Source organism: Streptomyces sp. NBC_01431, from assembly GCF_036231355.1.
Taxonomy (GTDB): Bacteria; Actinomycetota; Actinomycetes; order Streptomycetales; family Streptomycetaceae; genus Streptomyces.
This window is the reverse complement of record NZ_CP109496.1, coordinates 4,022,308-4,035,496: the sequence shown is the minus strand read 5'-3', so window position 1 is coordinate 4,035,496 and position 13,189 is coordinate 4,022,308. Positions and strand designations below refer to the sequence as shown.

The following is a 13,189-nucleotide window of genomic DNA, read 5'->3' as shown; positions in this document are numbered from 1 at the left end:
TTGAGGAGGGTAGTTGCGTTTGATCCACAGTGAAGTCACGTTATCCACAGGCTATTTGGCTCCGCTGTGGACAACTGGAGCCCGGATCGCGAAGTTTGGCCAACTAGGTACCTAATGAATAGATTTAGTAGGACTTCATCTACTCCTTGACCTGAGTTGACATAGAGAGGGCGTCCAACACGCGGCTCTGAACCTCGCGTTCGGCGGCCGCGGTGATGAACGCAGTGATGTTGTCGGGGCCCACCAGAGCCTGAACGGCCCGGATCGTGTCCTCGGGCAGTGTCACCGGACTGGGGTCGGCGGCGGGCGGGGCGACGGCAGGGGTGCCGAGGTGGCGCTGGAGGTGCCTGGTCGCGAACAGGCGCATGGCTCGCGCGAGTTCGGCGTCGACGGTCTGCTGGGCGAGCGGACGCAGGCGACGTACCAGATCGGCGGCTTCGGCCGCCTCGGCGTCGGTTGGGGGGTGATGGTCCAGGTAACGGGCGAAGACGTGCTCCGTGGTGAAGTCGAGGAAGCGGGCCGCGATGTGTTCCACCTGGCCGCGCAACTCGCGCAGGTGCTCAGAGATGGCATCGAGCGGGACCCCAGCGGCGTGCAACTCGGCTGCTACCGCCAGCTCTTGGGGGCTGGGGACGAGGAACTCGGATTCGTTGCCCGGGATGCGTTCCAGGATGCCGAGCTCCACCGCGTCGGCGACGGCCTTGTCGTCCTGGGTGCCGCCGAACGTCGCGTCGAGTTCGGCGCGGGAGATCCGAGCGGCCTCCTCGTCGGTCCAGGGACCGTTGACCTCGGCGACCAGGCCGAGGATGCCGCCCAGCCCCCGGCCGGCGTCCCAGGCTTCCAGGAGCTCCTTGATCGAGGCCAGTGTGTAGCCGCGGTCGAGTAGATCGGCGATCTGGTGCAGCCGGGCCAGATGGGTGTCGCCGTACACGTTGGACCGGCCGCGCCGCTCGGGCCGGGGCAGCAGGCCCCGGTCCTGGTACGCGCGGATGGTGCGGACCGTGGCGCCGCTGGCGTGCGCCAGGTCCTCGATCCGGTACTCGGCCGTCGCCGACGACGGCGTCCCCTGCTGCTCCCCTGACTGCCCGGACAATCCCACTCCCTCTAACCCAAGGCGGCGCGGCCCAGCGCGCCCGCCGCCGCTCGGGCCGCCGGCGAGGTCGCGAGGTAGTCGACGGCCTTGCGCAGGGAGCCCTCCTGCGAGGGATGGTACGACCGGCGGAAGTAGCGGGGTATGGCCGTACCCAGCTCCTTCCAGCTGGGCAGCAGACCCCGGCGCACGGCCCGGTTGTGCTCGCGCAGCGAGTAGCGCAGTTGGCCGTTGAGTTGGGGATCGTGCCGGATCAGATAGGAGGCGCCCCACACCCACAGCCACAGCAGCACCGGGGCGACCACCGCCATGCCCTCGACGCGGCGGGCGTAGCGGAGCAGCGGCTCTCCGCCGCAGTGCTGGTACATGTCGAAGGCGACCGCCCGGTGCTCGACCTCCTCCGCGCCGTGCCAGCGCAGCAGATCCAGCATGACCGCGTCCGAGCCGGCCCGGTCCAGTCCCTCGGCGTGCAGCACCCAGTTGCCGAGGACCGCCGTGAACTGCTCGATCGCGGCGATCAGCGAGAGCCGGAAACGCAGCCATTCCTGCGTGGGGACGGGCGCCCCCAACGGCGGTTTCTCGCCGAGGAGTTTCTCGAAGAGGAAGTCGACGTGCCGGGTGTAGTCGGCGGTGTCCAGGCGCTGCGCCGCCAGATGGTCCAGGACGTACGCGTGCTGCACACTGTGCGTCGCCTCCTGGCCCATGAAGCCCTTGACGTCCTTGAGCAGCACCGGGTCGGTGACCAGGGGCAGAGCCTCCTTGAACACCTTCACGAACCACCGCTCGCCCGCCGGGAGCAGCAGGTGCAGCACATTGATGACATGGGTGGCGGTGGGCTCGCCGGGTATCCAGTGCAGCGGTGTCTCGTCCCAGTCGAACGAGACCCTGCGCGGGGTTATCCAGTAGTGCTCCTCACCGTCCGTGCCTTCTCGGCGTTCCGTGCTCACAGCGGCGGCTCCAGCCGGGCGATCGCGCGCAGGGCCCTGGGCGCGAAACGGGACATGAGGCGGGCGCCGCGGGCCTCGGCCGTCACCGGCACCACGGCCTCGTTCTTCACCACGGCCCGCAGGATTGCCGAAGCGACCTTCTCGGGTGGGAAGTTGCGCAGTCCGTACAGGCGCGAGGTCTTCTTCTGGAGGCGCTTCTCCTCTTGTGCGTCGGTCCCGGCGAAGTGCGTCGTCGACGTGATGTTGGTGTTGACCAGGCCGGGGCAGATCGCCGAGACGCCGATGCCCTGGCCGGCGAGTTCGGCGCGCAGGCACTCGCTGAGCATCAGCACGGCCGCCTTCGACGTGCTGTAGGCGGGCAGCGCCCGGGAGGGCTGGTAGGCGGCGGCGGACGCGGTGTTGACGATGTGGCCGCCCTGGCCGCGCTCGGCCATCTGCTTGCCGAAGACGCGGCAGCCGTGGATGACGCCCCACAGATTGACGTCGAGGACCTTCTTCCAGTCCTCGGCCGTGGTGTCGAAGAAGGAGCCCGAAAGGCCGATCCCGGCGTTGTTGACGAGGACGTCGACGACGCCGTATTCGGTGGCGACCTTCTCGGCGAGCTTCTCCATTGCCTGCTCGTCGCTGACGTCCACGGTCTCGCCCCAGGCCTCGGGCGCGCCGATCAGGCGGGACATCTCCGCGGTCCGGGTGGCGCCCTCCGCGTCCCGGTCCACGGCCACGACCCGGGCGCCGGCCTCGGCGAACGCGAAAGCGGTGGCCCGGCCGATGCCGCTCGCCGCGCCCGTGACCAGAACCAGCTGGCCGCCGAACCGGTCCGCGTACGGGCCGGTCGCCACCGCGTCCTGCGCCGGTATGCCGTCCTCGTTGGCGCGGACGAACTCTCTGATCCAGGCAGCCAGTTGGTCCGGCCTGGTGCGCGACACCCAGTGCTTGGCCCGAAGGGTCCGCCGCACCAACTGCGGAGCCCACTGTTCCAGTTCGGCGTACAGCTTCGGCGACAGGAACGCGTCGTCGAGCGGGGTGACCAGCTGGACGGGCACATGGGCGTAGGCGTCGGTGCGGGGCCGGCGCAGCCGGGCACGGACGTTGTCCCGGTAGAGCCAGGCGCCGTGCGCCGCGTCCTGAGCCAGGGACTCCGTCGGATAGCCGTCGGCGGGCACCTTCTCCACGCGCTGGAGGATCTTCGGCCACCGCTTGCCGAGCGGGCCGCGCCAGGCGAGTTCCGGAAGGACCGGGGTGTGCAGCATGTACACGTACCAGGACTTGGCGCCCTGGCCGAGGAGCTGGCCCACCTTGCGCGGGGTGGGGTGACTCATCCGGTTCTTGATCCAGTGCCCGAAGTGGTCGAGTGAGGGCCCCGACATCGACGTGAAGGAGGCGATGCGGCCCTCGGTGCGCCTGACCGTCGCGAATTCCCAGCCCTGCACCGAGCCCCAGTCGTGGCCGACCAGGTGCACCGGCCGGTCCGGGCTGACCGCGTCGGCCACCGCGAGGAAGTCGTCCGTCAGCTTCTCCAGGGTGAAGCCGCCGCGCAGCGGGGTCGGCGCAGTGGAGCGGCCGTGCCCGCGGACGTCGTACAGCACCACGTGGAAGCGCTCCGCCAGCCGTTCGGCGACCTCGGACCACACCTCCTTGCTGTCCGGGTAGCCGTGCACGAGGAGCACGGTGGGCTGCGAGTCGTCGCCCAGCTCGGCGACGCACAGTTCGATGCCGCCGGTCCGCACCCAGCGCTCGCGCGCCCCTTCGATGGTTACGCTCGCCATGCTCACGCCGCTTTCTCCTCGGCCCAGCGCCGCACGTGCGGCAGGTCGTCGTCCAGCCAGAACGCGCTCTGCTCGGGGTCCCTGGAGTCGGTCACGACCAGGATCTCCTCGAACTTCGCGCCCGTACCCCGGAAGCCGAGGTGCGGCTCGACCGCCCACAGTCCGGGCTGTGGAGGGTGGTCGGAAAACTTGTACGGGGACCACAGCGGCGACCAGCCGTCCCGGTGGCCGTGCACCGCGTCGCTCGCCAGCCCCTTGAGCGCCTGGGTGCCGAACCCGAACACATTCGGCGACCAGCGGCGTTCCTTCACCTGGTCGATCTTGTGGGCGATCACGCCGAACGGATAGGCGCGGTGCCGGTTGGCATAGCCCTGGCGGACCATGAGGCGGTCCACGTCCTCGTAGATCTCGCGCAGCGGCCGCTTCTCGCGCACCTCGCGCAGGATCAGTTCGCGGTGCGCCTCCAGGTCGGCGAGCAGCCTGTTGTGCACCGGGTTGAGTCCGAGGCAGCCCGAGTAGCCGATGTCCGCGGTGAAGCCCTTGTGGACCGGGGCCATGTCGAGGATGAATGGCATCCCCGCCTCCAGGCGCCGGTTGGTGGGGAAGAACTGAAGGGGCACACGGAAGTTCACGAACGCCGTCCGGTCGCCGAACCAGGCGAACGGCAGGTGGAACCAGTCGCGCACCCCCCGTCCGCGCAGCCAGTCCCGCTGCATCCGTGCCGCCTCGCGCTCGGTCACACCGGGCTTGAGCTGGGCGGCAACCGCCTCCGCGCACTCGTACGCGAGGCTCTGCACCTCCCTGAACCCGCGCAGTCGCGTGTCGAGTTCAGCCTTCACCGCTGATGGCATCCGTCCACCCCTGTCGCCCTACGCGTGCGTAACTTGACACTGATGAATGTGACAATGCTCGGCGGCTGCGTCAAGGGGCCCGCACCAGCCTGTGGACGACGAGCCGGTTGTGGACAACTCCGTGCACCGCCGGAGTGAGCCCATCAGCCTCACGTACGGGGTCCCCTACGGGTCCGTACCTCTGGAGTCGGACACCGATCCAGCCGCCTGGTCTGACGCTTCGTGTGTCCTGCGCCACTACCGTCGATGACGTGACTGTGATCGCGACCGAAAGCCTGAGCAAGCGGTTCCCCAGGGTGACCGCGCTTGACCGGCTCTCGTTGGACATCGGCCCCGGCGTGACCGGGCTGGTGGGCGCCAACGGAGCCGGCAAGTCCACGTTGATCAAGATCCTTCTTGGTCTCTCGCCCGCAACGGAGGGCACCGCTGCCGTGCTCGGCCTCGACGTGGCCACCAGCGGCAGCGCCATCCGCGAGCGGGTGGGCTACATGCCGGAGCACGACTGCCTGCCGCCCGACGTCTCGGCCACCGAGTTCGTCGTGCACATGGCGCGCATGTCGGGCCTGCCGGCCACCGCGGCCCGCGAGCGAACCGCCGACACGCTGCGCCACGTGGGCCTCTACGAGGAGCGCTACCGCCCCATCGGGGGCTACTCGACCGGCATGAAGCAGCGGGTCAAGCTCGCTCAGGCGCTCGTCCACGACCCCCAGCTGGTCCTCCTGGACGAGCCGACCAACGGCCTCGACCCGGTCGGCCGAGACGAGATGCTCGGCCTGATCCGCCGCATCCACACCGACTTCGGCATCTCGGTCCTGGTCACCTCGCACCTCCTGGGCGAGCTGGAGCGCACCTGTGACCACGTCGTGGTGATCGACGGCGGCCAGTTGCTCCGCTCCAGCTCCACCAGCGACTTCACGCAGATGACCACGACCCTCGCGGTCGAGGTCACCGATTCCGACACCCACACCGACGGCACCGAGGCGGTGCGCAAGGCGCTCACGGCCGCCGGGATCACACTGCACGCGGGCCTGGAGGACGGCCTGCCGGGCGCCGGGCACATCCTCCTTGTCGAGGCCACCGGCGACGACACCTATGACACCGTCCGCGACACCGTGGCCGGCCTCGGCCTCGGTCTCGTGCGGATGGAACAGCGCCGTCACCACATCGCCGAGGTGTTCAAGACCCCGGCGCAGGAGCCGGTCTCCGAACGCGCCGCCGCATGGGCGGCCACCGCGGCCGGCGCCGAGCAGAAGGGAGGCGGCCACGATGGCAACTGACGGCACCCAGACCCAGATCCACAACATCGGCTACCGCAACTACGACGGGCCGCGTCTGGGCCGGGCCTACGCCCGCCGCTCACTCTTCTCGCAGTCGCTGCGCGGGGCGTACGGACTTGGCCGCAGCGCCAAGTCCAAGGTGCTTCCGATGCTGCTGTTCGCGGTGATGTGCGTGCCCGCGGCCATCATGGTCGCGGTCGCCGTCGCCACGAAGGCCAACGACCTCCCGGTGCAGTACACCCGGTACGCGATCTTCCTCCAGGCCGTCATCGGGCTGTTCATCGCCGGTCAGGCGCCCCAGACCGTCTCGCGGGACCTGCGCTTCAAGACGGTGCCGCTGTATTTCTCGCGGCCGATCGAGCGCCTGGACTACGTCCTGGCCAAGTTCGCCGCGATGGCGTCGGCGCTGTTCGTCATCACCGGCGCGCCGCTGGTCATCCTTTATGTCGGCGCGCTGCTCGCCAAACTCGACTTCGCGGACCAGACGAAGGGGTTCGCCCAGGGGCTGGTATCGGTGGTACTGCTCTCACTGCTCTTCGCGGGCATCGGCCTGGTCGTCGCCGCGCTGACCCCGCGCCGCGGCTTCGGAGTGGCCGCCGTCATCGCCGTACTGACCGTCTCCTACGGGGCCGTCTCCGCGGTCCAGGCCATCGCCTTCAACCAGGGCTCCCCCGGGGCGGTCCAGTGGCTCGGCCTGTTCTCCCCCATCACGCTCATCGACGGCGTACAGACCGCGTTCCTCGGGGCGAGCTCCAACTTCCCCGGTGGCCACGGCCCGGGGGCCGGGGCCGGAGCGGTCTACCTGCTCGTCGTCCTCGCGCTGATCTACGGCTCGTACGCCGTGCTGATGCGCCGCTACCGGAAGGTCGGGCTGTGACCACCATCGACATCGACCACACCTCGCGCTGGTTCGGGAACGTGGTGGCGGTCAACGACGTCACCATGACGATCGGCCCCGGCGTGACGGGACTGCTCGGCCCCAACGGCGCCGGAAAGTCCACCCTCATCAACATGATGGGCGGCTTCCTCGCCCCCTCCACGGGCACGGTCACGCTCGACGGCGAGCAGATCTGGCGCAACGAGTCCGTCTACAAGAAGATCGGCATCGTCCCCGAACGGGAGGCCATGTACGACTTCCTCACCGGTCGCGAATTCGTCGTCGCCAACGCCGAGTTGCACGGCCTCGGTGCCCGTGAGGCCGGACAGGCCCTGGCCACGGTCGAGATGGAGTACGCCCAGGACCGCAAGATCCAGACGTACAGCAAGGGCATGCGCCAGCGGGTCAAGATGGCCTCCGCCCTCGTCCACAACCCGTCGGTGCTGCTGCTCGACGAGCCGTTCAACGGCATGGACCCGCGCCAGCGCATGCAACTGATGGATCTGTTGCGGCGAATGGGTGCCGAGGGCCGCACGGTCCTGTTCTCCTCCCACATCCTCGAAGAGGTCGAGCAGTTGGCCTCGCACATCGAGGTCATCGTGGCCGGACGGCACGCGGCCAGCGGGGACTTCCGCAAGATCCGGCGGCTGATGACGGACCGCCCGCACCGCTATCTGATCCGCTCAAGCGACGACCGGGCGCTGGCCGCGGCGCTGATCGCCGACCCGTCGACCGCTGGGATCGAGGTCGACCTCAAGGAAGGCGCGCTGCGCATCCAGGCCGTCGACTTCGGCCGGTTCACCACCCTGCTCCCGCAAGTCGCGAAGGCGCACGGCATCCGGCTGCTCACGGTGTCGCCGTCCGACGAGTCCCTCGAATCCGTCTTCTCCTACCTCGTAGCGGCCTGAGCGCCTCCAGAAAGGAGCGGACGTTCCCATGTACAACCCGACCGTCGCCCGGCTCACCTACCGGGCTCTGCTCGGCCGCCGCCGGGCCGCCATTCTCTTCGTCCTGCCCGCCCTGCTGATCGTGATCGCGGCGGCCGTACGTTCCTTCACCGGTGCGGACGACCAGGTCACCGCCGATCTCCTCGGCAGCTTCGCGCTGGCCACGATGGTGCCGCTGATCGGTGTCATCGCCGGTACGGGTGCGATCGGCCCCGAGATCGACGACGGCTCGATCGTCTATCTGCTGGCCAAGCCGGTGAAGCGTTCGACGATCATCTTCACCAAGCTGATCGTCGCGATCGCCGTGACGATGGCCTTCTCCGCGATTCCGACGCTGATCGCCGGATTCATCCTGAACGGCAACGGCCAGCAGATCGCGATCGCCTACACGGTGGCGGCTCTTGTCGCGTCCATCGCGTACGCGGCGGTCTTCCTGCTACTCGGCACGGTCACCCGGCACGCCGTGGTCTTCGGCCTGGTGTACGCGCTGGTCTGGGAGTCGTTGTTCGGCAACCTGGTGCCGGGGGCACGCACGCTGAGCGTCCAGCAGTGGTCGCTCGCGCTCGCCGAGAAGATCGGCGCGAACGGGGTGATCTCCTCCGATGTGGGGCTGCCGCTCGCGGTGATCCTGCTGGTGGGCGTGACCATGGCGGCCACCTGGTACGCGGGCCGGAAGCTCCGCACCCTGAAGCTGGCCGGGGAGGAGTGACGGGGGTCCCCGGACAGGGGCGGGGCCCGGCGACGACACGCGTCGCCGGGCCCCGCCTGTGGTGCTGCCCGTGGGCATGTGGTCGGTTGTCGAGCCTTGCCTGTTGTGCGCGCCGTGGGCATGTGGCCGGTTGTCGGGCCTTGCCTGTGGTGCGCCTGTCGGCATGGCCGGTTGTCGGGCCCTGCCTGTGATACTGCCCGTGGGCAGGTGGCCGGTGGGCTCTGGCTCCGCTGCCGGGGCGCCTTTGTCCAGACCGCTTCCGGGGGCGGCGTGCCTCCGGTCTACTTCCGGCGCTGTCGTGGAACGGCGGGCCACTGCCGCTTGAGCTCCGCGACGTCCTCGGAGAGATCCGCGAGCCGGCCGCTCATCGCCCCGACCACGCGGTTGGTGGCGTCGAGCCGCCGGTCCACGGCTTCCAGCCGGTGGTCCATCGACTCGATCCGGTGATCCATCACCTCCATGCGATGGTCCCTCGCCTCCAGCCGCACCGACATCCGCCGCAGCACGGGACCCAGCTCCTGGAGCGCGGGGTCGATGCGGGCCATGGAGCTCCCCAGGTTGGTGACCCGGAGGTCCAGGCCGTCGTAGCGGGGGTCGCTCGCGATGACGGTCCGGGGGGATTGCTCGGAGTCGAGGAGATAGGTGCGAACTCGACGGGTCACGTCGCTGTCGCGAAGAAGCATGGCGATGTTTAGGACGGCTCGGCGGTTGAGGACGCGCAGGCGGGAGCGGTCCTGTGGATAACTTTCAGGACCCCCATCGGATGGCGTGGTCGTTTTGACCACGTCAGAAATGTGCAGTTCATCGCCGCTGAGGATGATCACCTCGTCGTTGGTCAGCTCCTCGCGATGACGTCTGACGACGCTGTGCACAGCTTCCTTTGTGGACAGCGAAGCATTGGGCTACGGCCTCGGTGGTCACGTGCAGAGCTTCCGGTAGCAACTGCAACGCCTTGACCTTCTCCCAGGACGTCGACGCGCCCCAGATGGTCGGCGCGCAGGGTGCGCGATTCGAGTAGGGCGACTTCGGATGGCATGGTTGGGCCTTCCGTTCATGGTCGTTGGTGCATGAGCGGGACGCCCTATCCCCGGGCCACAGGGGGTGGAGGTCCGCTCATCTACGCCACTGACTCAATGACCGGTTCTCGTACTGCGACCGGCAATCCCCGAATTCACGAAAGGTACGACGCCACCAACTCCATTTGCCTCCACGCACGTTGACAACGAGCGGACTGTGGCACAAGTCGCGCATCCGGGGAACAGGTGTTGGAACGCCCTCCGCGGTGTCGGCGGCGGCCGGGCAGGTCAGACGGTCACACCGTCCGGTCCCGGGCCGCAAACAGACCCACCGTCAGTGCCGTCGCGCACACGCCGAGAACCAACGCGATCGGCACGGTCCAGCCGCCCGTCGCCTGGTGGACCGCGCCCGCGGCGAGGGGACCGGCGGCCGCCAGCAGATAGCCGACCGTCTGGGCCATGCCCGACAGCCGGGCCGCCGTGCGGGCGTCACCGGAGCGCAGCACGATCAGCGTCAGGGCCAGGCCCACCGCGCCCCCCTGGCCGACTCCGAGGACCGCCGCCCACAGCCAGGCGCCGCTCACCGGGGCGATCATCAGGCCCGCGTATCCGGCCGCGACCAGCGAGGTGACCAGAACGATCAGCGGACGCTGGTTGCGCATCCGCCCGGCCAGGAGCGGCACGCCGAACGCACCGGCCACCTGGATCAGATTGTTGAAGGCGAAGATCACACCGGCTGTGGAGCGACTCATGCCGTGGTCCGTGAAGATCGTCGGCATCCAGGCGATGAGCACGTACGACCAGAGCGACTGCAGGCCCATGAAGAGCGTCACCTGCCAGGCCAGGGCCGAGCGCCACACGCTCTTCCCTTCACCGGACCCCGCGGAGGCCGCGCTGCGTACCTCATGGCCCGTACGGCCGCGCGCGATCAGTACCTGCGGCAGCCACGCCACCGCCGCGAGGACCGCGAGCAGCGACCACACCGCGAGTGAAGCCTCCCAGCTGCCGCCGAACGCTTTTTCCAGCGGCACCGAGCAGGCGGCCACGACCGTCGCGCCCGCGATCATCGCGCCGGTGTAGACCGACGTCATCGACGCTGCCTTGTCCGGGAAGTCGCGCTTGATCAGGCCGGGCATCAGCACGTTGAGCAGGGCTATCGCCGTTCCCACCAGCACTCCGCCGCCGTACAGGGCCGCCGTCGAGTGCACCACCCGGACCAGGATGCCGCCAGCCAGGAGCAGCAGCGCGAACAGCAGCACCGGTTCGCTGCCGAAGCGGCGCGCCAGCCAGGGCGCCACCAGCGCGCCGAGCCCCAGGAACAGCACCGGCACCGAGGTCACCAGGCTGCTCGCAGTCGACGACAGGCCGAACGACTGGCTGATCTCGCTCACGAGCGGCGACACGCTCGCCAGCGCCGCCCGCATGTTCACCGACGCCAGCACGATCCCGACCAGCAGCACCACCGGATGCGCGAGCAGCGCCCGCCGCGCGGCGACGCCCTGGGACGAGGGCCGCACATCGGCCTCGGCGTCCGGCAACAGCAGTTGGTCAGCATCCGGGCGTGACAAAGCAAGCACCTCTCTCGAAGGCAGGGAGACGGGAAGACGGCAGACGGGAAGACGGCAGACGGGGAGAAGGGGAGAAGGGGGAGACGCAAAATCGGGACGGACGGCAGGACAGGAGGCCTGGGCGGACCGGCAGGCAAGAGGTCGGGTTCGGGATGACGTACGGCGCGCCCGTGGCGACCCCTCGTCCGCCTTCGCCAGGCCCTCGTCACCGGATGGCGTACGGCGCCCATGACCAGCCCTCGTCCGCCTTCGCCATGGGCCCTCATCCGCACCCTCGTCCGCCCGTCGGCCGGAGCCCCGCGGTGGAAGTGTCAGCCGATGGGACGGCCCACCACCGCGCGCACCGCTTCCAGCGGTTGTCGCAGCAGTTCGCGTACCGCGGCTTCGGCGGCCGCCGGGTCGCCGCTCTCGATCGCGTCGACCAGCGCCTCATGCGTGTTGAGGTCGATGGGCGGCATCTCGTCGTCGCGCAACGCGGTGATCAGGCTTTCGTGCACCTGGACCGAGAAGAACCGGTACACCTCGATGAACGCCGGGTTGTGCGTGGCCTGCACCACGCCCATGTGGAACGCCATATCGGCGTCGGCGGCCCGGTCGCCGTGCTCCCGCAGGGTCTGGAGCACCCCGCGCAGGGCCACCATGTCGTTGGTGTCCCGGCGTTCGGCGGCGAGCCTTGCGGCTTCGGCTTCCAATGCGACGCGGAGTTCGAGTACGTCAAGGGCGCCGGCCGCGCGAATGCCTCGCAGTACGGCCGCGGGGTCGGCCGTGGAGCGTACGAACGTGCCGTTGCCCTGGCGCGATTCGAGCAGCCCGGCGTGCACGAGGACGCGCACCGCCTCGCGGACCGTGTTCCGGCCGACGCCCAGCTGCTCGGCGAGCTCGTGCTCGGTCGGAATGCGGTCGTCCACCGCCCACTCGCCGTTGGTGAGCTGGGCACGCAGCTGATCGACCACCGTGTCCACCAGCGACTGCCGCCCTGCTGTACGAAGAGCCACCTCGTCCACTCCATTCACCCGGTTGCCCAGTCATCCTACAACTCCTCTCCACCGGCCTCCCCCACGCGGCGTGGCCCTGCCCCCACAGCCTTCCGCGCCATCATTCAGGGATGACGACCACGCTCCACCGCGGCACCGAGCCCTCGCGGCCGGTCTGGTCCTGGGTGCGCTCCGCACCCGGAACACACATCTGGTTGCTGATCATCGCCGTCACCAGTCTTGTCATCCAGCTCTCCACCCGGGAGCTGGAGCGCTTCCTGCTGCACCGCAACAGCAGCAACATCCACGAGCTGACCAAGCACCCCGTGCAGTCGCTGTTCACCAGCGCCTTCTGGATCGAGAACCCGTCCTCGTTCCTGCTCTACCTGGTGCTCTTCGAGGTCGTGCACGCCAACGTGGAACGCTGGCTCGGTACCCTGCGCTGGCTGTGCACGGTCGTCGTCGGGCACGTCGTGGCGACCCTGATCAGCCAGGAGTACGTCCTGTGGTCGATCCAGAACCAGCACCTGCCCAAGCGTCTCGCGCACGCCATGTCACACGTCGTGGACATCGGGGTCAGCTATGGGCTTGCCGCGGCGGCGGGCATCCTCGTGTACCGGCTGCCGTACCCCTGGCGCTGGCTGTACCTCGTCGGGGTGGTCGGGTTCTTCGGCATCCCGCTCGCGACCGGCGGTACGTTCACCGACCTCGGCCATGTGACGGCGCTGGCCATCGGCTTCGCCTGCTGGCCGTTGACCAGGGGCGTGCCCAAGGGAGCGTCCGGGCGAAAAGCAGTGGCGGCCAACGACCGTGCGGGGCACAGTGGTTGAGGCAGCCGCACGCGGCAGCGCCGGCCCGTCGGAACGGGGAGGAGCGCGACGATGACCGTACACACGAGTCGGTCGAGCTCCGGGCGGGGTGGCGCGGGGCGGGCATCGGAGTAGCACCGACGACTCCGACGAGCCGCTCGCGAGCGGCTGCCGGGGCGGCCGCTTCGAGCGCGCATCCGCGCGAGGCCGCCCCTCTCGTACGTGTAAGGGGCGCCCGCAGTAGCGGACGCCCCTTACACGTAACGGTACTTACTGTGCCCGCCAACGGCACTGTCCCCGTCGCGCGTATCGGTGCTTGTGGTCAGCGTCGTGCGGAGCCGTACACGCCGCCCTTGGC

12 protein-coding genes are annotated in these 13,189 nt (G+C 69.2%); 5 read left to right on the top strand and 7 right to left on the bottom strand.

Features of this window, described 5'->3' with window-relative positions; translation table 11 throughout:
- Positions 1-139 precede the first annotated feature (139 nt).
- Genes OG522_RS18530 through OG522_RS18515 form a run of 4 tightly spaced genes read right to left on the bottom strand, consistent with a single transcriptional unit; the run spans position 140 to position 4,654 of the window.
- Entirely contained in the window at positions 140-1,093 is a 954-nt protein-coding gene (locus tag OG522_RS18530) for a MerR family transcriptional regulator (RefSeq protein WP_329464083.1), read from the bottom strand.
- Positions 1,094-1,104: 11 nt separating this feature from the next.
- Positions 1,105-2,037, bottom strand: a complete 933-nt coding sequence (locus tag OG522_RS18525) for a metal-dependent hydrolase (RefSeq protein WP_329464082.1) — start codon at positions 2,035-2,037, stop codon at positions 1,105-1,107.
- Positions 2,034-3,803, bottom strand: a complete 1,770-nt coding sequence (locus OG522_RS18520; RefSeq protein ID WP_329467642.1) for an SDR family oxidoreductase — start codon at positions 3,801-3,803, stop codon at positions 2,034-2,036. The genes OG522_RS18525 and OG522_RS18520 overlap by 4 nt, the downstream gene beginning before the upstream one ends.
- Positions 3,804-3,805: 2 nt before the next feature.
- Positions 3,806-4,654: a M24 family metallopeptidase gene (locus tag OG522_RS18515; RefSeq protein ID WP_329464081.1), complete on the bottom strand. Its 849-nt coding sequence runs from the start codon at positions 4,652-4,654 to the stop codon at positions 3,806-3,808.
- A 224-nt stretch (positions 4,655-4,878) separates the two neighbouring features.
- Between OG522_RS18515 and OG522_RS18510 the strand changes: the two genes are divergently transcribed.
- From OG522_RS18510 to OG522_RS18495, 4 genes are read left to right on the top strand one after another with little or no spacing between them, the layout of a single operon-like run.
- Complete coding sequence (locus tag OG522_RS18510; protein WP_329464080.1) at positions 4,879-5,931, top strand: ABC transporter ATP-binding protein; 1,053 nt, start codon at positions 4,879-4,881, stop codon at positions 5,929-5,931.
- Complete coding sequence (locus OG522_RS18505; RefSeq protein WP_329464079.1) at positions 5,921-6,808, top strand: ABC transporter permease; 888 nt, start codon at positions 5,921-5,923, stop codon at positions 6,806-6,808. The genes OG522_RS18510 and OG522_RS18505 overlap by 11 nt, the downstream gene beginning before the upstream one ends.
- Entirely contained in the window at positions 6,805-7,716 is a 912-nt protein-coding gene (locus tag OG522_RS18500; RefSeq protein ID WP_329464078.1) for an ABC transporter ATP-binding protein, read from the top strand. The genes OG522_RS18505 and OG522_RS18500 overlap by 4 nt, the downstream gene beginning before the upstream one ends.
- Positions 7,717-7,744: 28 nt before the next feature.
- On the top strand, positions 7,745-8,464 hold the full coding sequence (locus OG522_RS18495; RefSeq protein ID WP_329464077.1) for an ABC transporter permease: 720 nt from the start codon (positions 7,745-7,747) through the stop codon (positions 8,462-8,464).
- A 281-nt stretch (positions 8,465-8,745) separates the two neighbouring features.
- On the opposite strand, the gene OG522_RS18490 is transcribed toward OG522_RS18495, so the two are convergent.
- The 3 genes from OG522_RS18490 to OG522_RS18480 all read right to left on the bottom strand — a co-directional run bounded on the left by OG522_RS18490 (position 8,746) and on the right by OG522_RS18480 (position 12,043).
- Positions 8,746-9,336, bottom strand: coding sequence for a hypothetical protein (locus OG522_RS18490; protein ID WP_329464076.1), 591 nt, complete (start codon positions 9,334-9,336; stop codon positions 8,746-8,748).
- A 440-nt stretch (positions 9,337-9,776) separates the two neighbouring features.
- A complete protein-coding gene (locus OG522_RS18485) occupies positions 9,777-11,048 on the bottom strand; it encodes a CynX/NimT family MFS transporter (protein WP_329464075.1) in 1,272 nt (423 codons plus the stop codon).
- 311 nt (positions 11,049-11,359) lie between these two features.
- Positions 11,360-12,043 (bottom strand): FadR/GntR family transcriptional regulator, encoded by a 684-nt coding sequence (locus tag OG522_RS18480; protein WP_329464074.1) that lies wholly within the window; start codon positions 12,041-12,043, stop codon positions 11,360-11,362.
- Positions 12,044-12,153: 110 nt separating this feature from the next.
- On the opposite strand from OG522_RS18480, the gene OG522_RS18475 reads away from it, so the two are divergent.
- Positions 12,154-12,852 (top strand): rhomboid-like protein, encoded by a 699-nt coding sequence (locus OG522_RS18475; protein ID WP_329464073.1) that lies wholly within the window; start codon positions 12,154-12,156, stop codon positions 12,850-12,852.
- Positions 12,853-13,189 lie beyond the last annotated feature (337 nt).

What these genes read in the sequence shown, in the direction of transcription:
- OG522_RS18515 (WP_329464081.1), bottom strand. Translation starts at nt 4,654, where the DNA reads ATGCCATCAGCGGTGAAGGCTGAACTCGACACGCGACTGCGCGGGTTC.
- OG522_RS18475 (WP_329464073.1), top strand. Translation starts at nt 12,154, where the DNA reads ATGACGACCACGCTCCACCGCGGCACCGAGCCCTCGCGGCCGGTCTGG.
- OG522_RS18520 (WP_329467642.1), bottom strand. Translation starts at nt 3,803, where the DNA reads ATGGCGAGCGTAACCATCGAAGGGGCGCGCGAGCGCTGGGTGCGGACC.
- OG522_RS18495 (WP_329464077.1), top strand. Translation starts at nt 7,745, where the DNA reads ATGTACAACCCGACCGTCGCCCGGCTCACCTACCGGGCTCTGCTCGGC.
- OG522_RS18505 (WP_329464079.1), top strand. Translation starts at nt 5,921, where the DNA reads ATGGCAACTGACGGCACCCAGACCCAGATCCACAACATCGGCTACCGC.